Annotated in this window: 21 protein-coding genes and 1 riboswitch; of the genes, 11 read left to right on the plus strand and 10 right to left on the minus strand. The window is 55.4% G+C overall.

Going from position 1 to position 24,422, the window contains the following annotated elements:
* Nucleotides 1-49: 49 nt before the first annotated feature.
* Complete coding sequence (locus tag MHH28_RS19525; protein ID WP_209988697.1) at nt 50-259, minus strand: hypothetical protein; 210 nt, start codon at nt 257-259, stop codon at nt 50-52.
* A 406-nt stretch (nt 260-665) separates the two neighbouring features.
* Between MHH28_RS19525 and MHH28_RS19530 the strand changes: the two genes are divergently transcribed.
* The gene (locus tag MHH28_RS19530) at nt 666-905 is read left to right on the plus strand and encodes a DUF3977 family protein (protein ID WP_405104679.1); all 240 of its coding nucleotides are present in this window, start codon (nt 666-668) and stop codon (nt 903-905) included.
* A 156-nt stretch (nt 906-1,061) separates the two neighbouring features.
* Here the strand turns inward: MHH28_RS19530 and uvrA are convergent, their stop codons facing one another.
* Nucleotides 1,062-3,938 carry an excinuclease ABC subunit UvrA gene (gene uvrA, locus MHH28_RS19535; RefSeq protein WP_405104681.1) on the minus strand — a complete coding sequence of 959 codons (2,877 nt, stop codon included), beginning with the start codon at nt 3,936-3,938 and terminating at the stop codon, nt 1,062-1,064.
* A gap of 572 nt (nt 3,939-4,510) precedes the next feature.
* Entirely contained in the window at nt 4,511-6,502 is a 1,992-nt protein-coding gene (uvrB, locus tag MHH28_RS19540; RefSeq protein WP_405104683.1) for an excinuclease ABC subunit UvrB, read from the minus strand.
* A gap of 181 nt (nt 6,503-6,683) precedes the next feature.
* Here uvrB and MHH28_RS19545 point away from each other — a divergent pair, with 181 nt between their 5' ends.
* Nucleotides 6,684-7,469: a flagellar motor protein gene (locus MHH28_RS19545; protein WP_405104685.1), complete on the plus strand. Its 786-nt coding sequence runs from the start codon at nt 6,684-6,686 to the stop codon at nt 7,467-7,469.
* Nucleotides 7,466-8,362 (plus strand): flagellar motor protein MotB, encoded by an 897-nt coding sequence (locus MHH28_RS19550; RefSeq protein ID WP_405104687.1) that lies wholly within the window; start codon nt 7,466-7,468, stop codon nt 8,360-8,362. Before MHH28_RS19545 ends, MHH28_RS19550 begins: the two co-directional genes overlap by 4 nt.
* 100 nt (nt 8,363-8,462) lie before the next feature.
* On the opposite strand, the gene gcvH is transcribed toward MHH28_RS19550, so the two are convergent.
* Complete coding sequence (gene gcvH, locus MHH28_RS19555) at nt 8,463-8,855, minus strand: glycine cleavage system protein GcvH (protein WP_405104688.1); 393 nt, start codon at nt 8,853-8,855, stop codon at nt 8,463-8,465.
* Nucleotides 8,856-9,040: 185 nt separating this feature from the next.
* Nucleotides 9,041-9,138: riboswitch (glycine riboswitch) on the plus strand.
* A 184-nt stretch (nt 9,139-9,322) separates the two neighbouring features.
* Between gcvH and gcvT the strand changes: the two genes are divergently transcribed.
* Genes gcvT through gcvPB form a run of 3 tightly spaced genes read left to right on the plus strand, consistent with a single transcriptional unit; the run spans nt 9,323 to nt 13,253 of the window.
* Nucleotides 9,323-10,447, plus strand: a complete 1,125-nt coding sequence (gene gcvT, locus MHH28_RS19560) for a glycine cleavage system aminomethyltransferase GcvT (protein ID WP_405104690.1) — start codon at nt 9,323-9,325, stop codon at nt 10,445-10,447.
* Complete coding sequence (gcvPA, locus tag MHH28_RS19565) at nt 10,444-11,796, plus strand: aminomethyl-transferring glycine dehydrogenase subunit GcvPA (protein WP_405104692.1); 1,353 nt, start codon at nt 10,444-10,446, stop codon at nt 11,794-11,796. Before gcvT ends, gcvPA begins: the two co-directional genes overlap by 4 nt.
* The gene (gene gcvPB, locus MHH28_RS19570) at nt 11,793-13,253 is read left to right on the plus strand and encodes an aminomethyl-transferring glycine dehydrogenase subunit GcvPB (protein WP_405104693.1); all 1,461 of its coding nucleotides are present in this window, start codon (nt 11,793-11,795) and stop codon (nt 13,251-13,253) included. Before gcvPA ends, gcvPB begins: the two co-directional genes overlap by 4 nt.
* Nucleotides 13,254-13,466: 213 nt before the next feature.
* On the opposite strand, the gene MHH28_RS19575 is transcribed toward gcvPB, so the two are convergent.
* Nucleotides 13,467-14,273: a LuxR C-terminal-related transcriptional regulator gene (locus MHH28_RS19575; protein ID WP_405104695.1), complete on the minus strand. Its 807-nt coding sequence runs from the start codon at nt 14,271-14,273 to the stop codon at nt 13,467-13,469.
* Between the two features lie 175 nt (nt 14,274-14,448).
* On the opposite strand from MHH28_RS19575, the gene MHH28_RS19580 reads away from it, so the two are divergent.
* The 4 genes from MHH28_RS19580 (at nt 14,449) to MHH28_RS19595 (ending at nt 17,636) form a co-directional block, all read left to right on the plus strand.
* The gene (locus MHH28_RS19580; RefSeq protein WP_405104697.1) at nt 14,449-14,799 is read left to right on the plus strand and encodes a hypothetical protein; all 351 of its coding nucleotides are present in this window, start codon (nt 14,449-14,451) and stop codon (nt 14,797-14,799) included.
* Between the two features lie 176 nt (nt 14,800-14,975).
* Nucleotides 14,976-16,025 carry an ATP-binding cassette domain-containing protein gene (locus MHH28_RS19585; RefSeq protein WP_405117183.1) on the plus strand — a complete coding sequence of 350 codons (1,050 nt, stop codon included), beginning with the start codon at nt 14,976-14,978 and terminating at the stop codon, nt 16,023-16,025.
* Nucleotides 16,003-16,812, plus strand: a complete 810-nt coding sequence (locus MHH28_RS19590; RefSeq protein ID WP_405104699.1) for an ABC transporter permease — start codon at nt 16,003-16,005, stop codon at nt 16,810-16,812. Before MHH28_RS19585 ends, MHH28_RS19590 begins: the two co-directional genes overlap by 23 nt.
* 26 nt (nt 16,813-16,838) lie before the next feature.
* A complete protein-coding gene (locus tag MHH28_RS19595) occupies nt 16,839-17,636 on the plus strand; it encodes an ABC transporter permease (RefSeq protein ID WP_405104701.1) in 798 nt (265 codons plus the stop codon).
* Between the two features lie 567 nt (nt 17,637-18,203).
* On the opposite strand, the gene MHH28_RS19600 is transcribed toward MHH28_RS19595, so the two are convergent.
* The 5 genes from MHH28_RS19600 to MHH28_RS19620 all read right to left on the minus strand — a co-directional run bounded on the left by MHH28_RS19600 (nt 18,204) and on the right by MHH28_RS19620 (nt 22,905).
* Nucleotides 18,204-19,016: a hypothetical protein gene (locus MHH28_RS19600; protein ID WP_405104703.1), complete on the minus strand. Its 813-nt coding sequence runs from the start codon at nt 19,014-19,016 to the stop codon at nt 18,204-18,206.
* A gap of 184 nt (nt 19,017-19,200) precedes the next feature.
* Nucleotides 19,201-19,524 carry an L-rhamnose mutarotase gene (locus MHH28_RS19605; RefSeq protein WP_405104704.1) on the minus strand — a complete coding sequence of 108 codons (324 nt, stop codon included), beginning with the start codon at nt 19,522-19,524 and terminating at the stop codon, nt 19,201-19,203.
* A 110-nt stretch (nt 19,525-19,634) separates the two neighbouring features.
* Nucleotides 19,635-20,795 carry an ABC transporter permease gene (locus tag MHH28_RS19610; protein ID WP_405104706.1) on the minus strand — a complete coding sequence of 387 codons (1,161 nt, stop codon included), beginning with the start codon at nt 20,793-20,795 and terminating at the stop codon, nt 19,635-19,637.
* Nucleotides 20,788-21,954 carry an ABC transporter permease gene (locus MHH28_RS19615; protein WP_405104708.1) on the minus strand — a complete coding sequence of 389 codons (1,167 nt, stop codon included), beginning with the start codon at nt 21,952-21,954 and terminating at the stop codon, nt 20,788-20,790. The genes MHH28_RS19610 and MHH28_RS19615 overlap by 8 nt, the downstream gene beginning before the upstream one ends.
* Nucleotides 21,955-21,969: 15 nt before the next feature.
* On the minus strand, nt 21,970-22,905 hold the full coding sequence (locus tag MHH28_RS19620) for an ABC transporter ATP-binding protein (RefSeq protein ID WP_405104710.1): 936 nt from the start codon (nt 22,903-22,905) through the stop codon (nt 21,970-21,972).
* A 225-nt stretch (nt 22,906-23,130) separates the two neighbouring features.
* On the opposite strand from MHH28_RS19620, the gene MHH28_RS19625 reads away from it, so the two are divergent.
* Nucleotides 23,131-24,297, plus strand: a complete 1,167-nt coding sequence (locus MHH28_RS19625) for a sensor histidine kinase (RefSeq protein ID WP_405104712.1) — start codon at nt 23,131-23,133, stop codon at nt 24,295-24,297.
* Nucleotides 24,298-24,422: the final 125 nt, after the last annotated feature.

Raw genomic sequence — 24,422 nt, forward strand, 5'->3', positions numbered from 1 at the left:
AAAGGTGTCTTTAAGATGAGCTTGCATCTGAGGTTATGTGTGCCTTACTTTAGCTGAACCAGTTCACAATCATTGCATAATCGGAGACCACAAAAACCAGCAGGCTCACCACCCCAAAGCCGATGGCAAACTTGTTCTTCTGCGGAGCTCTAAGCAGCCGGACCACACCGATAAGTATCAGGATCGTGAATACAATCATAAACGCATCGAAGGTATGAAATTTAGACGGTTCTTGCGCGGCAGCTTCTGCAAGCAGCATGGCAATCCCTCCCCGAGAGTGTTGTCAAGCAAGTTTCTCTAATCCATATCACCTTCTATGTTATCGTTACCATTTCCGTCACGCAATAGAAATATTTTAAAAACGGTGTATTTGTCACAAAAAATATCCCTTATGGCTAAATCACGCCTTGAATTAGCGATATTTATCATTGACCGCTGTTGTATTTTCGGTTTTCAATGAGCCAAGCCACCTCATTCCAGGTCATTCCAACCTACAGCTGCTGCTATCCATTCAACACAAAAGCTTCTCATTGAATCTTACGGCGGACATGCTGTAGATATGCCTGTAATGTACGCCCGCTGCTGGTTTAATTTTCGTATAATATAGTGTTACAATCAATCCTGAAATCAAAATAGAGGTTAGTAGAAAGAACGGTGATCCCTGCTTGAAATACATCGAATTCGGATTCGGAAATACATGGCTGATGCGGACAGAAATTGAACAGCCGGATGGTACAGAGGTCGAAGTACAGGGAATCGTCCGGCCGATTATCTTCCGTTCCTTCTACATCCGAGTCTGGATCGGAACAACCGTCTGGATTGCGGACTCACGGGAAGGGTTCAAACGGGGAACTAAAACTACCAAACAGTTTAAAATCATCTTCGGCATCCGCAGTGAGTTGTAGCGGGGAGCGGATACTATAAATTGCTGATGAGGCAGCCTTGGTGTTGCGTGTGTTTTGCTTACCACCGTAGTGTGAGTGCGAGGGATATTAGTTGAATATTAAAAATACCCCATGCCTCTCCTGTTAGAAGGGACATGGGTTATTTGGGTTATTCAGCTACACTGTCTCAGAGGTCTGTAGCTCCATAGCCTGCGTACGTTCTGTATCACGAATCAGGACAGGCTTCAGGTAGCGGCCCGTGTAGGATTCTTCCACACTGATCAGCTTCTCCGGTGTTCCGGTAGCCAGGACGGTACCGCCGCCGCTTCCGCCTTCCGGCCCCATATCGATGATGTAGTCAGCAGTTTTGATGACATCGAGGTTATGCTCGATGACCAGAACCGATTCGCCGGAATCGACCAGGCGGTGCAGTACCTCAAGCAGACGGCCGATGTCATCCACATGCAGGCCGGTTGTCGGCTCATCCAGGATATATAGCGTCTTGCCGGTGCTGCGGCGGTACAGCTCGGAGGCCAGCTTCACACGCTGGGCTTCACCGCCGGACAGGGTGGTTCCCGGCTGGCCGATGTTGATGTAGCCTAGGCCTACATCCAGCAAGGTCTGCATTTTGCGGTGAATCTTCGGAATATTCTTGAAGAACTCCGTTGCATCCTCCACTGTCATCTCCAGCACATCCGAGATATTCTTGCCTTTATACTTCACTTCCAGCGTCTCACGGTTATAGCGTTTGCCTTTGCAGACTTCACAGGGCACGTAGACATCCGGCAGGAAGTGCATCTCAATCTTGATGATCCCGTCTCCACGGCACGCCTCGCAGCGGCCGCCCTTCACATTGAAGCTGAAGCGCCCCTTCTGGAAGCCGCGCACCTTGGCCTCGTTCGTCTTCGAGAACAGATCGCGGATATCATCGAATACGCCAGTATAGGTAGCCGGATTAGAGCGCGGAGTACGTCCAATCGGGGACTGGTCAATTTCGATGACCTTGTCCAGATTCTCCAGGCCGCGGATTTCTTTGTGCAAGCCGGGACGGACCTTGACTGCCTTGTTCAGCTGGCGGGCAAGACTCTTGTACAGAATTTCGTTAATGAGCGAAGATTTGCCGGAGCCGGATACCCCGGTTACCGCTGTGAAGACACCGAGCGGAATCTTTACATTCACATTCTTCAGGTTATTCTCCTTCGCTCCACGGATCTCGATCCAGCGTTCATTATCGGTCGGCCGCCGCTTGGCAGTCACCGGGATGAACTTGCGTCCGCTCAAGTATTCACCGGTCAGGGAACCGGGATCCTTCATAATCTCCTCCGGGGTCCCCTGGGCAATAACCTGGCCGCCGTGTTTGCCGGCCCCTGGTCCAATGTCGATAATATAGTCAGCCGCCATCATGGTATCTTCATCATGCTCAACGACAATGAGCGTATTACCCAGATCGCGCATATGGGCCAGCGTGGCAATCAGCCGGTCATTGTCCCGCTGATGCAGGCCGATACTTGGCTCATCCAGAATGTAGAGGACGCCCATCAGACTGGAGCCGATCTGAGTAGCCAGCCTGATCCGCTGGGCTTCCCCGCCGGATAGAGAACCCGCTGCCCGGCTAAGGGTCAGATAGTTCAGCCCCACATTCACCAGGAAGCCGAGCCGGCTGCTGATTTCTTTGAGGATCAGATTGGCGATCGCTGTTTCTTTCTCACTAAGCTTAAGATCCGCGAAGAAGTCCAAGCAATCCCCAATGGACAGATCTGTCACATCCGCAACATTCCGCTCATTGATGGTCACTGCCAGAATCTCCTTCTTGAGCCGCTTGCCCTTACACGAATGGCAGGGCTTGGCGCTCATGAAGCCTTCAATGAACTCACGGATGCCCTCAGAGGCCGTATCGCGGTACCGGCGCTCCAGATTGGGAATAATCCCCTCAAACGCAACGAGGGCGTCTTTGCGCTGGCCGAAGTCGTTCTCATACCGGAAGCGGATCTTCTCGCTGCCCGTTCCATGCAGCAGCTTGTTCATATGCTCCGGCGAGAGGCTGCTGACAGGGACATTCTGCGGAATTTTGAAATGCTCGCATACCGATTTCAGGAACTGCGGATAGTAGTTCGACGTACTGCCTGTCCAGGCCAGGAATGCCCCTTCTTCAATGGATTTCTCCATATCCGGGATCAGCAGATCGGGATCGACTACCATATTCATCCCCAGACCGTCACATTCGGGGCAGGCCCCGAACGGGCTGTTGAAGGAGAACATGCGCGGCGCCAGTTCTTCTATGCTGAATCCGCAGACCGGACAGGCGAAGCTGGCGCTGAACAGCAGCTCCTCCTGACCCATTACATCCACGAGAATCTGACCGCCTGACAGCTTGAGCGCAGTCTCCAAGGAATCGGTAAGACGGGTCTCGATGTCATCCTTAATTACAATCCGGTCAACGACAACCTCAATCGTATGCTTCTTATTCTTCTCCAGGACAATATCTTCTGTCACTTCACGCAGCTCACCGTCCACACGTACACGGACGAAGCCTTGCTTCGAGATATCTGTGAACAGACCTTTATGCTCACCCTTACGGCCGGAAATGACCGGAGCCAGAATCTGCAGACGGGTCTTCTCCGGGTATTGCATAATCCGGTCCACCATCTGTTCAACGGTCTGGGAAGTGATCTCTATGCCATGATCTGGACAATGCGGATGGCCGATCCGGGCAAATAGCAGTCGCAGATAGTCATAGATTTCGGTAACCGTCCCAACCGTGGAACGCGGGTTACGGCTAGTCGTCTTCTGGTCAATCGATATGGCTGGGGAGAGTCCGTCGATGGAATCTACATCCGGCTTCTCCATCTGGCCCAGGAACTGGCGGGCATAGGCAGACAAAGACTCTACATACCGGCGTTGTCCCTCGGCGTAGATGGTGTCGAAGGCCAGGGAGGATTTACCCGAACCGCTCAGTCCCGTCAGCACGACGAAGCGGTCACGCGGAATCGTTACGTCGATGTTCTTGAGATTGTGGGCCCTTGCGCCCTTGATTACTATACTTTCATGTGCCAACGGTACCTCTCCTTTACTAGAAACAATTGAAATGCGAAACATTTTGGGAAAATATTTTCGATCCCTCCCAAACCCTCCCTTCCAAGGGAGGGCCCCAAGGGTTGCACCCTCTGGACACCCGCAAAGTTGGCGGAAGGAATTAGGCGGGGGAATGGACGACTACTGGGGCTATGGGCCCGCTAACCCCTACGGGGCCGCTATACTTCAAGATCAGGCTACGGCTCGCTGCCGCTTGCCGCAGACGCTGTCCCTCCGGGATACGCGCTAAAGCTTAACGGCACGCTGTCCCTTCGGGATACGCGCTAAGGGCTTAACGGCACGCTGTCCCTCCGGGATACGCGCCAAGAGCTTATCAGCACACTGTCCCTTCGGGATACGCGCTAAGGGCTTAACAGCACGCTGTCCCTCCGGGATACGCGCTAAGAGCTTAACTGCGGGCTGTTCCTGCGGAATGCGCAAAAGGCTTCAACAGCACGCTGTCCCTCCGGGATATGCAAGGGCATTGCCCCCTTATCTTCAAAAAGAACGGCCTGAATAGCGCCGTTCCCTGGATCGTAAACTTCAGCGCCGGGTTACTCGGCCCGCAGCTCAAGCAAGGCATCGCGCAGCTCGGCGGCGCGCTCGAATTGCAGGTTCTTGGCGGCGTCCTTCATCTCGGCCTCCAGACGCTGCATCAGGCTCTGCTTGTCTTTCTTGTTCAACTTGCCGCCGACACCGGTGAGGTAATCGGCCTTGGACTCGGCCACCTTGGTTGCCTCGATGATATCGCGCACCTTCTTGTTGATGGTCGTGGGGGTAATCCCGTGCTTCTCATTATGGGCGATCTGAATCTCACGGCGGCGCTGGGTCTCGCTCATCGCCTTCTCCATAGAATCTGTAATGCGGTCGCCATACAGGATGACACGGCCGTCCGAGTTACGGGCGGCCCGGCCAATCGTCTGAATCAGCGAACGCTCGGAGCGGAGGAATCCTTCCTTGTCGGCATCCAGGATAGCGACAAGGGAGACCTCAGGCAGGTCGAGCCCTTCTCTGAGCAGGTTAATCCCGACCAATACATGGAATGTACCGAGCCGGAGATCGCGCAGGATGGCCATACGTTCCAGTGTCTTGATGTCGGAGTGCATATAACGCACTTTGATCCCGATCTCCTTGAAGTAGTCGGTAAGGTCCTCTGACATCTTCTTCGTAAGGGTTGTAACCAGTACACGCTCATCGCGTTCGACCCGGTCACGGATCTCACTGATCAGATCATCAATCTGTCCCTCGGTTGGACGCACTTCAATGATCGGATCAAGCAGACCGGTAGGACGGATAATCTGCTGCACCATCGTATCGCAGTGTTCCATCTCATAAGGTCCCGGTGTAGCGGACACATATATAATCTGGCTCACCTTGTCTTCGAATTCCTCGAACTGCAGCGGCCGGTTATCCAGCGCAGACGGCAGGCGGAACCCATGCTCCACCAGTACCGTCTTACGCGCACGGTCACCATTGTACATCGCCCGGATCTGCGGAAGCGTAGCGTGGGACTCATCAATCACAATCAGCATATCATCCGGGAAATAGTCCATTAAAGTATAGGGAGTGGCTCCCGGCTCACGGAAGGTAAGCGGACCGGAATAGTTCTCAATCCCAGAGCAAAAACCGACTTCCTTCATCATCTCAATATCATAACGGGTCCGTTGCTCCAGCCGCTGGGCTTCCAGCAGCTTGCCTGCTTCACGGAGCACAGCCAGCCGTTCCTCCAGCTCACGCTCAATATTAACAAGGGCAACACGCATCGTCTCTTCCTGAGTGACAAAGTGGGACGCCGGGAAGATCGCAATATGATCGCGTTCGCCGATCAGCTCGCCTGTCAGAACGTCTATTTCGGTAATCCGTTCGATCTCGTCTCCGAACAGCTCTACACGAATCGCATGTTCGCCCTGAGACGCCGGGAAGATCTCAACCACATCCCCGCGCACACGGAACGTACCCCGTACGAAATTGATATCATTACGCTGATACTGGATATCTACAAGCCTGCTCAGAATCTGATTGCGCGGCTTCTCCATCCCTACCCGCAGCGAGAGCAGCAGGCTTCCGTATTCCTTCGGCGAACCGAGACCATAAATACAGGACACACTCGCCACTATAATGACGTCACGGCGTTCGAACAACGAGCTGGTCGCTGAGTGGCGGAGCTTGTCGATTTCTTCATTTATGCTGGAGTCTTTCTCAATGTAGGTATCGGAGGAAGGAATGTACGCCTCTGGCTGGTAGTAGTCGTAGTAACTGACGAAGTAATCAACGGAATTGCTCGGAAAAAATTCTTTGAACTCACTCGCCAGCTGCGCAGCCAGCGTCTTGTTGTGCGCGATGACCAGCGTCGGCCGGTTCAACTTGGAAATTACTTGTGCGATGGTAAAGGTCTTGCCTGTACCCGTCGCTCCCAGCAGCGTCTGGTGCTTCTTGCCCTGCCGGATGCCGTCTACTAACTCTTCTATGGCATGAGGCTGATCGCCCTGGGGTGTATACTCGGACTCCAGTTCAAAAGTCTTCGTACTGACGACAAGTTCACTCATTTGCCCGTCTCCCCTCTATCGTCTAAAATATATGAATATATTATAATTGTAACCAAATAGCTTCCTCCTCCATACCATGCTGAAAAATATGGAAGATAGGAATGCACGTTCCCGTTTATTATACAGCGTTGCCCAGACTGTTGCAAACCATAATATATAGAAATTTAAGGAGCCTGAACTTATGGATTTCACTACAATTATCGGCCTGCTGGCCGGGATTGCCGCTATGATTGGCGGCTTTCTGTGGGAAGGCGGCAGCATCGAAGGCCTGCTGCAGCCCAATGCAGCCCTGATCGTGTTCGGCGGCACCCTGGCGGCGGTACTCGTCAGCTTCCCGGCGTCCAAGCTCCGCAGCATTCCGGCGGCGCTCCGCCTGGCTTTTGGCAGACAGCGGGATACCAGCCGGGAACAAGCTGAGGAGCTGATCGCCATGGCTGCCCTCACGCGGCGCGGCGGCGTTCTCGCTCTGGAGAAACGGGCGGAGGAGCATCCCGATCCCTTCACCCGTGAAGGCCTGTTTCTGATCGTCGACGGCAATGACCCTGATCAGGTCCGGCAGATCCTGGAGCTTGGGATGGATGCCAAGGAACTGAAATATGAAGGCTATGCCAAAATATTCGAAGCCGCCGGCGGGTACGCACCCACCATGGGGATTATCGGCACCGTTATGGGGCTGATCCGGGTACTCAGCAATTTAACGGACCCTTCCCATCTGGGCGCGTCCATTGCCGTAGCTTTTACAGCCACGCTCTATGGCGTAGCCAGCGCCAATCTTATCTTTTTACCCATTGCCTCCAAAATCAAATCCCGCAGCCAAAGTGAGCTCGGGACCATGGAGATGCTGCTTGTCGGCATTCTGTCCCTGCAGAACGGGGATCACCCGCATCTGGTCCGCCAAAAGCTGGCTCCCTTCCTGGCAGACGCCCCTAAGCGCAGCACCGGTACCAGCCCGGGGGACCCGCTATGAGACAAAGAAACCGCCGGCAGCCCCGCGCCGCCGCAGGCAATGAGAGCCGGGACCGCTGGATGATTACCTACGCGGATCTGATCACACTTCTGCTTATTTTCTTCGTGATTCTGTATGCCATGAGCAGCCTGGATTCGCAGAAATATGCCATTGTGAGCGGCTCCTTATCGGATACCTTCAAAAGCGGGAGTGCAGTGCTGGAGGGCGGAAGCGGCGTGCTGGAGGGCAATCAGGAAATCACCGGAACGGATGTATCGAAGGACCATAATGAAGACAGTGGCACCGCTGGCGGTCCTTCTGCTCCAGGCTCTGTGAATGCGAACGGGGGAAATGGAGCCGGGGCAGATAATCCTGCAACCGGACAAGAGGGCGATGGGGCTTCACACGAGCCGTCGGCGCGCGAGCTTGCTTTTCGTGAACAGGAGGCGAAGCTGGCTGCGCTTATGGGTGTCATCACCCAGTACGTGGAGGAGAATAACCTGGGGGAACAGATTTTCGTTGCAGACAAGCCGCAGGGCATTGCCATCACGCTGAGTGACCGGTTCCTGTTCGATGCGGGCCAAGCGGAGCTGAAATCGCCTGCCCTCCCTGCACTGCGCCAGCTCTCCGGCCTGTTCCGCGGCATCGGCGCGACCATCAGCATCGAAGGCCACACCGACAATGTTCCCGTCACCCCAGGATCAGTCTACAGGGACAACTGGGAGCTTTCCGGTGCCCGTGCCCTCTCTGTCCTACGCTTCTTTTTGGATAAAGAGGGGCTGAGCCCTGCTACCTTCCAGTACGCGGGTTATGCCGATACCCGGCCTGCTTACGATAATACAACCGCCGAGGGCAAGCAGCGGAACCGCCGGGTTGAACTGATTGTGCTGCGGCAGCTTCAGGAGAAGGAATAGCCTATAGACGCAAAAAGACAGACCTCTCACATTAGTAACATCTAATGTAACAAAGAGAAGTCTGCCGTATTAACAGCCGCTTTCGCAAATATGCTAACTCTTACTCGCCAACCAGTTCCTTGTACGCAGCCGCATCCAGCAAGCCGGTTACGGCCTCTGCGAACTCAGCGTCCAGCTCCAGCTCAAAAATCCATCCGCCTCCGTACGGCTGATCGTTGATCAGCTCCGGGCTGGCCTCCAGCGCATCGTTGATCTTGGTCACCTTACCTGATACAGGGGAATACAGCTCCGATACCGTCTTCACGGATTCGATACTGCCTACGCTGTCGCCTGCGGAGATCGCCGCGCCGACCTCCGGGAATTCGACAAACACGATATCGCCCAGCAGATGCTGCGCATGGTCCGTAATCCCTACACGTACTACACGTCCCTCGCCCTGCTGTGCCCATTCATGCTCTTCGCTGTATAGCAGGTTGTCAAGCACTTCACTCATTTCCAAGCCGCCTCTTTTCCGTAGTTGGAGTTCTAAATTTAGTTATAGCCTAAGTTATCGGCTTGCCGAATGTCAATATAACTGACAGTAAAATTAAATTTGTCAACTTTTTGACGTTTTTTTGATTGACAGGGCGGAGGGTTACCCGGTTTAATGGAGTCAGCAGAAAAACATATGGTTGGCGAATGATGGCATAGGGAGAGACTGTCTCACAGGAAGACAGCGCCGAAGGAGTAAGCCCGGGATGGGTGAATCTCTCAGGCAAAAGGACCTTTGCCGGACGCATCTCTGGAGAGCATCCAGGCCTGCAGCATAGGCCGCACGGATCACCAACGGGGAAACCTGCACCAGAAGCGGCAGGGTAACTCTCAGGTACAAAGGACAGAGCGAAAGTCCATTTATGCATGCGTGCATAATGGCTTTCGCCTGTCCTTTTTCGTATGTAACCAGACCAAGGGAGTGACGAGATGGAAGCTTTGAGAAGAACGCCTTTTTATGATCTCTATGCCGCTTATGCGGATTCCAGATGTATTGATTTCGGCGGCTGGGAGCTGCCGGTGCAGTTCACGGGCATCGTGAAGGAGCATGAAGCCGTCCGTGAACGGGCCGGACTGTTCGATGTATCCCACATGGGGGAATTCATGGTTACCGGAGAGGGCGCTGAAGCCTTCCTCCAGAGAATGACCACCAATGATGTCAGCCGCCTGGAAGACGGCGCGGCGCAGTATACTCTCATGCTCTATCCAAGCGGCGGAGTGGTGGACGATCTGCTCGTATACCGGCTGGGGGAGGAGCGTTACATGCTTGTCGTCAATGCGTCGAATATCGACAAGGACTTCCAGTGGCTGCTGGAGCATCTTACCGCTGAATTCAGCGGTGTCACCCTGAAGAATATCTCGGACCAGACCCTACTGCTCGCTTTGCAGGGACCGCTGGCGGAGACGATTCTGGCCCAGGTCACAGAGGCGCCTCTAACAGAGCTTAAGCCGTTCCACTTCATCGAACACGCTGAAGTTTGCGGCGTCACCGTCCTGCTCTCCCGTACCGGATATACCGGCGAAGACGGCTTCGAGCTGTATGCTCCCGCAGATACTGCAGCAGCACTCTGGAACGGCCTGCTGGCCGCAGGCGCTCCGCATGGCCTGACGCTTGCCGGACTCGGCGCACGCGATACGCTCCGCTTCGAAGCTAAGCTGCCGCTGTACGGCCAGGAGCTGTCGGCGGAGATTACGCCGCTTGAAGCCGGTGTCCAGTTCTTCGTGAAGCTGGATGCAGGCGATTTCATCGGCCGTGACGCCCTGCTGAAGCAGAAGCAAGCCGGTCTGCCCCGGCGTCTTGTGGGCCTGGAGATGATCGACCGCGGCATTCCCCGCTCCCACTACCCCGTATTCGCGGACGGAGTGAAGATCGGTGAAGTCACCACCGGTACCCAGTCCCCGACCCTGAAGCGGAATCTCGGACTCGCCCTGCTGGACGCTGCCTATACGGAGATCGGCACAGAGGTGTACGTGGAGATTCGCGGCAAGCAGCTCAAGGCTGCCGTCATCAAAGCCCCATTCTACAAAAGAAGCCAAGGAGTGAAGCCGCAATGAAGCACCGCTATCTGCCTATGACCGAGCAAGACCGCGCAGAAATGATGGAGACCGTAGGCATCCAGTCTATCGATGAGCTGTTCGCCGATATTCCGCAGTCTGTCCGTTACCAGGGGACCCTGCCGATGTCCGGCGCCCTGGACGAATACGCACTGCTTCGCCATATGAAGGGGCTCGCAGACAAGAACGCCGATTTCGACACCCACACCAGCTTCCTCGGCGCCGGATTATATGACCACCATGTTCCGGTCGTGATCAACCATGTGATTTCGCGTTCGGAATTCTATACCGCCTACACCCCCTATCAGCCGGAGATCAGCCAGGGCGAGCTTCAGGCCATCTTTGAATTCCAGTCCTATATCTGTGAGCTGACCGGGATGAAGGTCGCCAATGCCAGCATGTATGACGGCTCAACGGCCCTGTCCGAAGCGGCTGTGCTGGCCGCAGGTGCCACCAAACGCAAGAAGCTGATTGTCTCCCGTACGGTTCACCCGGAAGCGCGTCAGGTGCTGCGTACCTCCGCCAACGCCTGGGGCCTGCAAATTGTAGAGATTGACTATGCTGACGGAGTAACGGATCTCGCCAAGCTGGCCGAAGCCATCGACAGCGATACCGCTGCTGTTCTGGTCCAGTCCCCCAACTTCTTCGGCGGTATTGAGGATCTGCGCCAGATTGAGCCGCTGATCCATGCGGTCAAGGGACTGCTTGTGGTCAGCGCGAACCCCATTGCGCTTGGCGTATTGGAGTCCCCCGGACGACTTGGTGCAGACATCGTAGTCGGCGACGCGCAGCCGCTGGGGATCGCCGCGTCACTGGGCGGCCCGACCTGCGGATTCTTCGCGGTGGCTGAGCCGCTCATGCGCCGGATGCCGGGCCGGATCGTCGGCCAGACGGTGGACCGGAATGGCAAGCGCGGCTTCGTGCTGACGCTGCAAGCCCGCGAACAGCATATCCGCCGTGAGAAGGCGACCTCGAATATCTGCTCCAATCAGGCGCTCTTAGCGCTGTGCGCTTCCGTCTACTTGTCCGTGATGGGTAAGGAAGGCATGCGCGAGGTTGGTGAGCTGAACATCCGCAAGAGCCACTACGCCGCAGGGCGGCTGGCTGAAATCACCGGCGCAGAGCGCATCTTCACTGCCCCGTTCTTCAATGAATTTGTCCTGAAGCTCCCGGAGGGCAGCAGTGTGAGTGCAGTTAACTCCAGGCTGCTGAAGGAAGGCTATCTGGGCGGCTATGACTTAAGCCGGGATTATCCCGAGCTGGCCGGACATATGCTGGTTGCCGTAACGGAGAAACGAAGCAAGACCGAAATTGACGAATTCGCAAGCGCACTGGAGGGCTGTCTATGAAACCGGAACAAAGTCTGATTTTTGAATTAAGCCGTCCCGGCCGCTCGGCCTACTCCCTGCCCCTGTGTGATGTGCCGCAGGACGAAAGCCTTGACACACTTCTTCCCGAAGGTCTGCTGCGCAGTGAACCGGTCGTGCTGCCGGAGGTATCGGAAGTGGATGTTATCCGCCACTATACCGCCCTGTCCCGCCGCAACTTCGGAGTCGATAACGGCTTCTATCCGCTCGGCTCCTGTACGATGAAGTACAACCCGAAGATCAACGAGGATGTCGCCCGCTTCCCCGGCCTGTCCAAGATTCATCCGTACCAGCCAGAAGAGAGCATTCAGGGTGCGCTTGAGCTGATGTACACGCTGCAAAAGGATCTCGCCGGCCTGACCGGCATGGATGCCGTGTCCCTGCAGCCTGCTGCCGGAGCCCACGGGGAGTGGACCGGCCTGATGATGATCCGCGCCTATCATGAGAGCCGCGGTGAAGTCCGCACCAAGGTCATCGTGCCGGATTCCTCGCACGGCACCAACCCGGCGAGCGCCGCAGCCGCAGGACTCGACACCGTGACCATCCCCTCCAACGACAAGGGAATGGTCGATCTCGAAGCACTGAAGGCAGCGGTCGGCAGCGACACCGCCGCGCTGATGCTGACGAACCCGAGCACCCTCGGACTGTTCGAGACACAGATCGTCGAGATCGCCGCGATTGTCCATGAAGCGGGCGGCCTGCTCTATTATGACGGAGCGAACTCCAACGCCATTATGGGCATCACCCGCCCGGGCGATATGGGCTTCGATGTGGTGCATCTCAACCTGCACAAGACGATGAGTACGCCGCACGGCGGCGGGGGGCCGGGAGCCGGACCGGTCGGTGTGAAGGCGAAGCTGATCCCGTTCCTGCCGCAGCCTACGGTGGCGCAGAACGAGGATGGCAGCTTCACGCTGGACTGCGGCGGGCCGGAATCGATCGGCCGCGTCAAAGCCTTTTACGGCAACTTCGGGATTCTCGTCCGTGCCTACGCCTATATCCGAACCTACGGTCCGGACGGACTGCGCGAGGTCTCCGAGAACGCCGTGCTGAACGCCAACTATATGATGCACCGGCTGGCTCCTTACTTCGAGATTCCCTTCCCGGGCGTCTGCAAGCATGAATTCGTCATGTCCGGCAAGAACCTTAAGCAATATGGTGTACGTACGCTGGATGTAGCCAAACGGCTGCTCGACTTCGGCTATCATCCGCCAACGGTCTACTTCCCGCTGACGGTAGAGGAATGCATGATGATTGAGCCGACCGAGACCGAGAGCAAGGAGACGCTTGACGGCTTCATTGAGACGATGATCCGAATTGTCAAGGAAGCTGAGGAGACCCCGGAGATTGTCATCAATGCACCGCATACCACAGAGATCAGCCGCCTGGATGAGACGCAGGCCGCGCGTAAGCCGGTACTGAACTGCTCCTGCGGTTAACCCTTACGCCTTAGAAGCCAGGCTTCTAAGGCAAACAAGTGGAAACGGCTTTGCTGTCCTTTTAAAGGACGGTACCGTTTTGGCGAGAAATAGAAGGATAATTTGTAGCGTGAAATATATCAATTCTTATATTTTCAAATAGCCGGGTCAGCGATACATCCGTATCGCTGACCCGGCTATCTTTTATATGTATCCGAATACGGACTTGCCCGGCTACGGCGTAAGACGCTTCACGAACTGGAAGCGGTCATTCACCCGCATTTTACTATAGATGCTCTTCAGCATATTGCGCACGGTGCCTTCGCTGATCCCCAGGTCGCTCCCGATGTGCAGCGCGCTTTTCTCCAGCAGCCACAGCCTCGCTACCTCCTGCTCCCGTGCGGTCAGCTTATATTCCAAGAGCGTAGCTTCCAGCCGATACTGCTGCATCTCCGGGTTCTTCTCCATCCACTTCTCCATGATATTCTCGGCAATCTGCTGCACGAACGGAATGGCGAATTCAATAGGCTCTCCTCTATGAAAAGAAATGTCAACATACCCGTAAACGGTATCATGGTCCTGCAGCGGAGCGCATACACAGTTCCAGTCCCGGAAGGTCTGATCCGTATGCTCCGGTCCCCGCACGACCCCGATGCGATTCATCTCCATCGCCAGCGATACGGCATTCATTCCCGCCTGCTGCCTGCATAAGCTGACCCCCGGCCGCAGCTCCGCCTGCTCCATCTCAGTCTGCGTATCCGAAGAAGAATAGACCAGCTCCAGAATGGTCCCCGCCTTGTCTGTCAGGAACACCACATAAGGAATGGAGAGCAGCTGGCTTAATTTGTTCATCTCACTGCGTATCGATGAGATCATAGCTCTATGATAGATATGCTCCTTGGGTTCTTCCGAAGAACCCGCCGCGGACATCCCGCCATTCAGTTCAGTCTCAGCTGCGTTCAGCGGCCGGAAGGCTTCAAGCTCGCTTGCTTCCAAATCCCCAGGCATACTCCATGCTCTTGATTGATTAAAGATTGTCACGAACGATCCCTCCATTTTTACCATTTCTTATATAACCGATTTTAAAAGAAAGCATTATAACATACAATTACGGAATAATGAACATTCAGTATTGGATCTGTAAATCCCCGCGTTAGCGCTGTAAAATGTAGAAATATGTTCACCCATATTTCTACAACATTCCAGGAGGTTCGACATGCTTCGCATCGGCTATCTATCGGTTGCTCTCAATCTGGCTACCGCCATGGTATCGTTCCTGCGCTTCGGCAGTAATTATGCCCTGTTCATCATGGCCAGCTACACACTCTTGACCCTTGCGGGATACCGGCTGCTGCAGAATAAAAGGGCGCTGCATCTGATTCCTCTGCTCACCTTCAGCTGCTCATTCCTCTTCTATAACGTGGTATATGTATTATTGAAGCAAATTAACCTCGTAGACCTCTACGCTGTAGACTGGAGGCTTGAGGTTCAGCTGGCGCTGCCCCTGCTGGTAGGCTTCGCCGTCCGGTCTCTCCTTAAGCGTAGCGGCAACTCCCGGTTAGTGTAGGTGATCCGGGAGTTGCCGTTTTTTTGCCTAATCGACCTAAACCGATAGTTTTCGACATCTGGACAGTGATATATTTACTCTTACGGCTTTTAGGCCGCTGAGGATGCAGAAATTTACAGCCGCAGCCATCTGCGGGAGCGCTTTCAAAATAAAAATCAGGAGGGTTCAACTTGAGTATGATTGAAGCCAGAGGGCTGAGCAAGTCCTTCATGCAGGCGGTGAAGGAGCCCGGCCTCAAAGGGGCGGTCAAGCATCTGTTCCTGCCCCGGCATATTGAGAAGGTGGCGGTCAAGCCGCTGGATCTGAGCATTGAAGCGGGGGAGACGGTGGCCTACGTAGGACCGAATGGTGCCGGTAAATCGACCACCATCAAGATGCTGACCGGCATTCTGATGCCTTCCTCCGGGAGTATCTCGGTGAACGGGATCAATCCGTACCGCAAAAGAATGGAAAACGCCGCCCAGATCGGCGCAGTCTTCGGGCAGCGCACCCAGCTGTGGTGGGATATTCCGATTGCCGAGTCCTTCTCGCTGCTGAAGGATATCTATCAGATTCCAGATGCCCTCTACAGGAAGAATATGGACCTGTTCACCGAAATGCTCGGGATGAGCGAATTCATCCACCTGTCGGCGCGGAAGCTCTCGCTGGGGCAGCGCATGCGCGCCGATCTGGCCGCAGCCCTGCTGCACAATCCGCCGATCCTGTATCTCGATGAGCCGACGATTGGCCTGGATGTATCCGTGAAGGAGAAGATCCGCGGGTTCATCAAGCAGATCAACCAGGAGCAGCAGACGACCGTGATGCTGACGACCCATGATCTGGGCGACATTGAGGATCTGTGCAAGCGGCTGGTGATTATCGATCACGGCGCGATTATTTATGACGGTACGCTGAGCGAGGTCAAGGCCCGTTTTGCCAAGAACCGCGTCATCTTCTTCCAAATGCGCTCCAGGGTGCCGGAATTGTACCGGCTGCTGGAGCAGACGCCCGGGCTGAAGCTGGAGCAAGGGAGCAGCCAGGAGTTCTCGGTCTCTTTTGACAGATATGAATATACCGCCAGTGAAGTGGTCAGCCGGGTGATGAAGCACGGGGAGGTTCTCGATTTCCGCATGGAGGATACCCACATTGAGCAGGTCATTAAGGCTGTCTATGACGGGCATCTGGACCTGAACGAGAACCGGGGAATTAGGGGGCAGGAGCACCATGATGACAGCAGCCCGGCTTAACAAATACAGAAGCATCGCCAACCGCTCCCTGCAGAATGTGATGGCCTACCGGAACACTTATATCATTAATATACTTGCGAATTCGATTAATCTGGTGGCGATCTTCTTCCTCTGGCAGGGAATTTATGGCGGACGCGAGGCGGTGGGCGGCTACTCCTGGGATCAGATGAAAACCTATCTGCTCCTAACCTTCCTGGCCAATTCCGTCTTGTCCTGGTATTCCGAGACCGCTATCTCCGGCAAAATTCTGGACGGCAGCGTCGCGATGGATCTGCTGAAGCCGATTGATTTCCAGACGGCCCGGTTCGCTGAGACCTTGGGTGCAAGTCTGCTGGAGGGGGCTATCAGTACGGTAATGCTGATTCTGTTCGCTACCTTCCTTACCGGAGTTACCTTTCCCCACTCGCTGATCGTCTATCTGCTGTTTGCGGTCAGTCTGCTCTGCGCGGTGGTAGTCAAATTCGGCGTGGTCTATCTGGCTGCCCTGCTATGCTTCTGGTCGACGGGGTCCCTTGGGATTGTCTGGACGCGGATTGCGCTCACCAACCTGCTGTCGGGCGCACTGGTGCCGCTGGCCTTCTTCCCGGACTGGCTGGAAAAGCTGGCATTGCTGCTGCCCTTCCAGGCCATCATTCATACACCGACGATGATCTTCCTGCAGCAGGCGGATACCGGGGAGAGTCTGCGCTTGATCGGCCTACAGCTTTTTTGGGGGGCAGGACTCTGGATGGCAGGCAAAGCCATGTGGAACTGGGCGATCCGCCAGGTGACCATTCATGGAGGCTAAGGCGGAAGGCGGAAGGAGGACGTAGAATGAAATTATCTCGAATGCTCTATCTCTATAGAAGGCTGTATGTGCAGCAGCTTAAGGCGATTCTGGAATACAATAAAGACTTTTATATCCTGATGTGCTCGGCGGCCTTGACGCAGGTACTGGGATTCGTGTTCCTGTGGGTGATCTATGACCGGATTCCGGATATTCAGGGCTGGCAGTTCTGGGAGGTTACCTTCATGTACGCCATGATCTTCCTGACGGAGGGGGCGGGTTCGCTGTTCTTCGAGGGCAGCTGGCGGCTGGGCAGGCTGGTCAACACAGGCGAGCTGGACCGTTATCTGCTGCGGCCGGTGCCGGTTGTTCTTCAGGTATTTTGCACAGGGATCGGAATTAACGGGCTGGGCAATCTGCTTATCGGCGGGGTCATCATCTGGCAGTCGCTTGTGCACAGCCCCATCCACTGGACAGCGGGTAAGGCCGCCATTCTGATCCTGTTATTCGTCACTGCGGTCATTATCCGGGTAGCGATTAATCTCATGGGCAACTCGGCGGCCTTCTGGATTCGCAATGCAGGGAATGCGTTCCCGCTGATGGTGCATAATCTGTCCGATCTCGCCAAATACCCGATTACCCTGTTTCCGCAGGCGGTCCGCATCTTTATTTCCACGGTGCTGCCCTATGCGTTCATCAGCTTCTATCCGGCAACCTATATTTTCGGCAAAAGCGGCTGCTCCGGCTGGTGGCTGCTCGCCCCTGTCGCGGCTGTAGGAAGTGCGGCGGCGGCTTACGGGGTCTTCCGGTACGGGTTGTCCCGGTATGAGAGTACGGGGAACTGAGGGGTGGCGATGTGGCGAGTGGGTAATGTGGCGGTATGGCGATGTGGCGAGTGGGCAATGGGCGGTATGGCAGTCCGCCGCTTACTTGCGGCGGGCCGGCGGGAGAGGGGGAGCTGACGGTAGCCGGGATAGGTGAATGAGGTGCAGAAGTGCACCTTATTTGCTGGTTTGGCGCACATTTGGGAATTTCAGGTGCATTAGTGCACTTCATTTACTGGTTTGACTAACATTCGGGGATTTCAGGTGCATTAGTGCACTTCATTTACTGGTTTGACTAACATTTGGGGATTTCAGGTGCATTAGTGCACTTCATTTACTGGTTTGACTAACATTCGGGGATTTCAGGTGCATTAGTGCACTTCATTTGTCCAATTGGTCGGTATCCAGTGAATTCAGGGGTACTAATGCACTTCACTTGCCCGTTTTGGCGTATGTTCGCTGAAATCAGCTCCGCCAGCCACCCGAATTCCTTCCCTTTTGATTTCAGCGGCTTATTATACAAAAAACCTCCCTTGGTTACCTGGAAGAAAAACTCCAGATACAAGGGAGGTTTTACTCTACTTCGTTCTACTGCGCAACAAATTGCCGCTTATCTAGGTCCAGCTCATACATCTGCGGCTTCAGCTCCGGGTCGGTCCCGGCACCCTCAGGCGAGTGTACAGCTAACTGTTCATTCTGGTTGGCAGGCGCGGGCTGAATCTCGGAGTAGACCAGTGTATCGTGTACGTATTCTCCCTGCTTGAAGGACAAGGGGAAGACTTCTCCGCTTCCTTTGTCCATAGCGAAGGCATAAGCAACGAGCCCATGTCCCGATTTATATTGGGGAGCAAGCAGGTATACCTCTGCCCCCTTGAAGCTGACTGCGGCGAACTCCAGGACACGGTCTGACGGCTGAACGAACAAGAAGGCAGGCAGCTTAAGCAATACCTGATCCTGCTTCCCTTCCCGGTACACGATGGAGTAATCGGCCTGATAGGTCTGATCCCCTTCGAGGCCGTCATTGCTGGGCACATTCAGATGCCCCCGCTCCTCCGGGCCGCTTGCGATCATCAGCAGCTCGCCTTGTCCAGCTGCGCTTCTGGCGCGGATGGTTCCTTTCTCATTCAAGGAATCGACAATCACAGAGCCGGCGATCCCCTTCAAGGGAAACTGGCTTGTGAGGCCTGCTGGAGCTGCCGGGGTCACTGCGGAAGCAGTTTCCGGGGCTGCTGGTGAAGCAGTTGGAGTAGGTGCCGCAGAATGAGACAAAGCGGCGGCTGTCGATTCTGCCGCCGGAGTAGCTGTGCCGGATGCAGCTTGACTGCTGCACCCCAGCAGCAGGCCAAGGGACAGGAGCGCACCTGCTGCCCGTATTCTAAGTGTAGACCGGATTGGACTCATTCCCCTCTAATCGTTTTTTGAGTACAACCCATTATAGAAGGTAATCACTGCCCACACGTTTAGATATTGTCTTTTTTCCGTTAAAAAATAGTCACAGGATCAGCCGGGCCGCCAATCACTATGAATTGTTGGTCTCAAACGCTTGTCTCCAAAATAGCTCCAATGATCCTGGCTGTAAACCGGGCTACTCCAGATAAAAGACCTCGCGCAGCGGCACCATCGGAACCGCATCGTTGAAATCAAAGGAGCCCTCGACCATCTTCGAGGTGATCGCATTCCAGCGGTTGCAGGCTTCACTTCCGGCGATGTAGGCGAATGCCGCCTCCGTATCCTCACATTCGAAGCAATAGAAGAACTGGTTGCCGTTCTGAAAAATAGAATAGTTGCGGAAGCCCGCCTTGCGGTGCTCCTCCAGTATCTCCGGCCATGGCTTCAGATGCATCTGCACGTATTCCTCTAAGTTTTCCTCTTTCACCGTCCAGGTCCAAGCCAGTTTGTTGCTGCCCATCCTCGTCTCCCCCTGTCATATAATCCTTTGATCCGATCATATCACATATTAATGAGGTTTGAATATGTCTGATTGGGACACTCGCTGACATCAAAGATAAGGTACAAGGTTCAGGCGCTGATTCCCGCCTCGTTCGGACGGAGAATGGCAGAGCCGATCGCCAGCAGGACGGCAGCCATCAGGCCTAAGACCGCAAACGGCAGCCACAGCTCATTCCAGCCGCCGCCGGTGGCGGCAATGTCCACCGCTTGAATCGCCCATTTCTGCGGTGTAAAATTGGCCAGCTTCTGCATATATTCTGGCATGATGGAGACGGGCCAGAAGCAACCCCCCAGCATGCAGGTCGGTGTAAGGATCAGCGAATTCAGCATCCCCGCATTACGCGGATTGCGGATCAGGCCTGCAACGGTGCTGGCTATCCCCATCGATACCAGCATGAAGGCGGCCAGAACAAGGAAGTAGAGAAGCAGCGGCAGCTGATAATCGTAGCGGAGCACCCATTTTCCCAGGACCAGCACCACCGTGATCTGAATCATCCCTACAAGAGCGCTGCCCAGGAAGTTGCCGAGCGCAATTTCATAAGAACGGACCGGAGCGCTGAACATGCGCATCATGGTACGCCCTCTGCGGTCATCCGTGATCCGGGAGACGGAGCTGGTCACCAGCGCCATCAGGAACATCAGCGTCAGGCCCGTAATGACGCCGAGCGTCTGGCGCGGATACAAATCATAATCGGTGCGTGTGCTGCCCACGTTATGCTGCTCGGCCTGCTTCAGCACAGCTGCGAGCTGCGTCAATTGATCGCCTGTTCCTCCGCCTGCGGCAGTAACGGTATGCGCAGCTTCGGCAATATTAGCGGCAGTGGCGGTGATCTTCATCTTCATCATGACCGAGCTTTCACTTGCCCGCAGCTCATAGATGCGGATCTGCGGCTGCTCCCCCGCCATCAAGGCGGCAGTGTATCCGGCAGGAATCAACACCCCCACTATTCCCTCCTGCTTAATTGTCGCTTCCTTCAAAGCGGCCTCGCCCGTACGCGGCTCGAACTTGTATTCTCCGGCCTGCTCAAGCTCCGCAATCAAATGTCTGCCGGCTGCGCCCGTATCCGCATTGGCATATAACACGGTTGCCGGCCCTTCTCCCATCCCTCCGGTAAGGGAGATGATCCCTGCCACCACTACGGCGGGAAGCAGGATGAAGATCACCATCCCTTTGACGGTGCCAATACTTCGTCTGACCATATTCCAGGCAATAATCACTATTTTATCCATGGTAGCCCACCTTCCGGTATGAGACAATCACTGCCGCGAACAGAGCCGCGCTGATGAAGCACATCACCCACAGATTCGGCAGAAGCTGCTCCAGGCTTGAATGCAGCATCATACGGATGAACGCCTGCTGTACCCAGTGATTAAGCGTGAATACTCCGACACTGTTCACCCAGGAATCGGGAAGCGGCGCCATCCCGCCGCTGGCGAAGGTCATCACAACCACCAGGATATTAATGATATTCGTTGCCGTTGCCGAGGACCGGCTGAAGAGGCAGACCAGCACGGACAGCGTCATCGAGGCGATGATCATCAGCAGGCAGAACAGCAGCAGCAGTCCCGGGCGGTTGCCCCAGTAGACCCCGAACAGCCAGGCGGAGAGCAGAATGATCGTGAGGCACTGCAGGATGCTGACCAGGCCAACGCCCAGCATTTTGCCGATGAATAGCTGCGAATCTTGTACCGGCATGGATTGGATTCTGAACAGCGTATGGTTCTCTTTATCGCCATAGAGCGAGGCTATTACGGTCAGTCCGCTGTACATGAGGAACATCAACAGCATGGACACCGCATAGAACTGGGCTGCCGAGTAAGTCTTGCCGCCATTGTTCAGATCCCCCAGCACCACTCCCGGCTTCCCGGCGGGTGCCGAAGAAGCTGCAAGCGCCTGCGGTCCAAGGGTAACGGCTGCCGCCTGCTTGTAATTCAGCTCCAGCAGCAGATTGTCGAAGGCTGTTCCGGCGACTATGTTATCGGAATGGCTCTTGCCGAGAATGAATTCCAGGCTCACCTTCTTGCCGCTCTGCACTTCCCGGTCGAAGCCCGCAGGTACAATAACCCCATAGGCATATTTGCTGGTGCGCAGCCCGCTCTCTGCCGCTGCACGGCTCTCCGCCTGGACCGGAATCATCAGCCCCTTCACTTCGGGCGTCTCCAGAAAGGCCGTAATGATAGCCGAAGGCTCCGTCCCCCCGCCTCCATTATTCACCACAGCTACACGGACAGGGTGAATCTCATCCGCTTCCTGTACCCCCACGACCCCGGAGAGCGAAGCGCCCAGCAGGAAGATCAGCACCAGCGGCAGCAGGAACATGTTGAGCAGCAGCGTGCGTGAGCGGAGCTGTCTGCGCAGCTCAAATCCCATAATGATCCAGATATTCACACCGATTCCTCCTCTCTAGTCCCGCAAGGTCCGGCCGGTCAGACTCAGGAACAGGGTCTCCAGATCCGGCTCTTCAATATTCAGCGAGGCAATAACCCCTTCGTGCTTGGAGAAAATAAAAAGAATATCCTGCAGCGCACTTTGCGAGGAGGGAAGATACAGCTCTACCGCATCCGGCACAGCTTCCACCCGGCTGATCCGGGGATGCTGCTTAAGCTCGTTCACTAAGGCAGGGGTGATGCCCGCTGCCTTCACAACGATTTTCTCCTCATGGGCCACCCGTTCTCGCAGCTCGTTCTCCGTACCGCAGGCAATGATATGCCCCTGGTCCATAATGGCCACCCGGTCACAGATCGCAGCTACCTCCTCCATATAATGGCTGGTATAGATCACAGACGATCCCATCTTGTTCAAGGCTTTCACGGATTCGAGAATATGATTGCGCGACTGCGGATCAATGCCGACCGTAGGCTCATCCATAATAATCAGGCGCGGTCTGTGCATGATGGCGCAGGCGATATTCAGCCGTCTTTTCATCCCTCCCGAGAAGGTGGACGGCTTATCCTTCGCCCGGTCGAGAAGGCCGGTGAACTCCAGCGCCTCCCGGGTCCGCTCCTTCAGCAGCTGGCCGCGCAGCCCATAGAGCCTGCCGAAAAAGCTAATATTATCGGTTGCCGACATGTTCTCATATAACGCCAGCTCCTGCGGGACAAGCCCGATGCGCTTCTTGACCTCAAGCGGCCGCTCCCTTACGGATAGCCCGTCGATGATAATGTCGCCGCTGTCGGCCTGAAGCAGTCCGCAGATCATGCTGATGGTCGTGCTTTTTCCGGCACCGTTCGGGCCCAGCAGGCCGAAGATTTCGCCTTCCTGTATACTGAAATTCACGTGATCCACAATCAGCTTGCCGTCATACCTCTTCACTACATCGCTCAGTACTGCAAGTGCCATTGCCGATGCCCCCCTGTTCCTTCATTCTCGTATTCTTATTGTACTGCAGGGCAGGTAGGAGCGAAGGTACCAAAGGTCATCACCCGGAGGTGACCAAAGTCATCTCCTGAAGGGCAGCGCTGTTATGCTAAGATGGAGATACCTGAGAAGAAGAGAAGAACAAGCTATCTTGTGAAACCTATACATTCTTAATCTTAATATTTTCTTGAAAAAGGATGAGCTTACTTGACCAGAGAACTGATTCTGCTGCGTTACGGACTCCTTATCATTCCGGCCATCCTCTCCGTGTATGTCTATGAATACGCCGACTATGACCGGTTCACGCTGCATTTCCTGCTGTTACTGCTGTTAGCAACCCTGGGTGCCAGGCTGTCACGGCGCTTTTCGGTGCTGACAGGGGGCATGGAGCTGATCGTTACCGCGTGGCTCTGTTACAACTATGGCCTGCTGATGGTATTTCCGGCCTTGTCGGCGGTGATCTCCTACACCCGGCTGCAGCAGAAGAACACTGCCCTGGCCTTCTTCTGTATTCATCTGGCTCTGCTGAATGCCGCTTTCCTTCATACGGCCCCGGCCCTGCTTGTGTTCACGAACCTCACCGTTCTGCTGTGTGCCGGCTTGAATCTGCTGCTGCTCCGGGCCGGGCGCGGCCGTACCGACACCTTATCTCTCTATGATGAGCTGCGCAAAAAGCATTTCGAGCTGGAAGAGGCCCGCGCAAGGCTGCTCCAGTTCACCTCGCACATCGAGGTGGCCGCGCAGGCTGAGGAACGGGTGAGGATCGCCCGCCAGCTGCATGATGACATCGGCCACCGGCTGATCCGGGTCAAAATGATGACCGAAGCGGCCATCCACACCCTCCCCTCGGCACCGGACACGGGACTGCAAATGATGCACCAGATCCGGGATCAGCTCTCGGGCAGTATGGAGGATATGCGTGCGGCACTGAAGCGGATTAACCATACCCCGCAGCTTGAGGGGGCTTATGCGCTGGACCGGCTGCTGGAGGAGGTAGGCCGGGATACCGGCATCGCTACCTCCTATACCGTGCAAGGAATTCCTTATCCGCTCTATCCGAGCCTTCAGGTGGTGCTGTACACCAATGCCCGGGAGGCCATCACTAATGCGCTGCGGCACGGCAAAGCCGATTCGGTCTGGATCAGCTTAACCTATACCGATCATGAGGTTAGTATGGAAGCCGGAAATAACGGCAGGCTGCCGGAGGAAGACCCCCTGCACAAGCTGCATCATGGCGGCGGAATGGGCCTGAAGGGCATGACCGAACGCAGTGTCCTGATTGGCGGAACGCTGGAGCTGCGGCTGCAGCCGCAGTTCACGGTCATCACGCGGCTGCCGGTGTACCGGCAGCCGGAGGGGTATTTGGCGCGCTGAGCCGGGACGGGATGATCCGCTGTCCAACTATATCCCCACGCCATGCAGCTCCCCGTTATACCGCATCCCTTAGCTTCCTATATTAGTCTTACAAGAGATGAAGCCACGCGGGGAGATTGCACACA

Source organism: Paenibacillus sp. FSL K6-1217 (assembly GCF_045040735.1).
GTDB lineage: Bacteria > Bacillota > Bacilli > Paenibacillales > Paenibacillaceae > Paenibacillus_AQ.

Bases quoted from the DNA above. Each gene is read 5' to 3' on its own strand.
- MHH28_RS19525 (WP_209988697.1), bottom strand. From the start codon at position 259: ATGCTGCTTGCAGAAGCTGCCGCGCAAGAACCGTCTAAATTTCATACC.
- uvrB (WP_405104683.1), bottom strand. From the start codon at position 6,502: ATGAGTGAACTTGTCGTCAGTACGAAGACTTTTGAACTGGAGTCCGAG.
- MHH28_RS19545 (WP_405104685.1), top strand. From the start codon at position 6,684: ATGGATTTCACTACAATTATCGGCCTGCTGGCCGGGATTGCCGCTATG.
- MHH28_RS19550 (WP_405104687.1), top strand. From the start codon at position 7,466: ATGAGACAAAGAAACCGCCGGCAGCCCCGCGCCGCCGCAGGCAATGAG.
- gcvH (WP_405104688.1), bottom strand. From the start codon at position 8,855: ATGAGTGAAGTGCTTGACAACCTGCTATACAGCGAAGAGCATGAATGG.
- gcvT (WP_405104690.1), top strand. From the start codon at position 9,323: ATGGAAGCTTTGAGAAGAACGCCTTTTTATGATCTCTATGCCGCTTAT.
- gcvPA (WP_405104692.1), top strand. From the start codon at position 10,444: ATGAAGCACCGCTATCTGCCTATGACCGAGCAAGACCGCGCAGAAATG.
- gcvPB (WP_405104693.1), top strand. From the start codon at position 11,793: ATGAAACCGGAACAAAGTCTGATTTTTGAATTAAGCCGTCCCGGCCGC.
- MHH28_RS19580 (WP_405104697.1), top strand. From the start codon at position 14,449: ATGCTTCGCATCGGCTATCTATCGGTTGCTCTCAATCTGGCTACCGCC.
- MHH28_RS19585 (WP_405117183.1), top strand. From the start codon at position 14,976: ATGATTGAAGCCAGAGGGCTGAGCAAGTCCTTCATGCAGGCGGTGAAG.
- MHH28_RS19590 (WP_405104699.1), top strand. From the start codon at position 16,003: ATGATGACAGCAGCCCGGCTTAACAAATACAGAAGCATCGCCAACCGC.
- MHH28_RS19595 (WP_405104701.1), top strand. From the start codon at position 16,839: ATGAAATTATCTCGAATGCTCTATCTCTATAGAAGGCTGTATGTGCAG.
- MHH28_RS19600 (WP_405104703.1), bottom strand. From the start codon at position 19,016: ATGAGTCCAATCCGGTCTACACTTAGAATACGGGCAGCAGGTGCGCTC.
- MHH28_RS19605 (WP_405104704.1), bottom strand. From the start codon at position 19,524: ATGGGCAGCAACAAACTGGCTTGGACCTGGACGGTGAAAGAGGAAAAC.
- MHH28_RS19610 (WP_405104706.1), bottom strand. From the start codon at position 20,795: ATGGATAAAATAGTGATTATTGCCTGGAATATGGTCAGACGAAGTATT.
- MHH28_RS19620 (WP_405104710.1), bottom strand. From the start codon at position 22,905: ATGGCACTTGCAGTACTGAGCGATGTAGTGAAGAGGTATGACGGCAAG.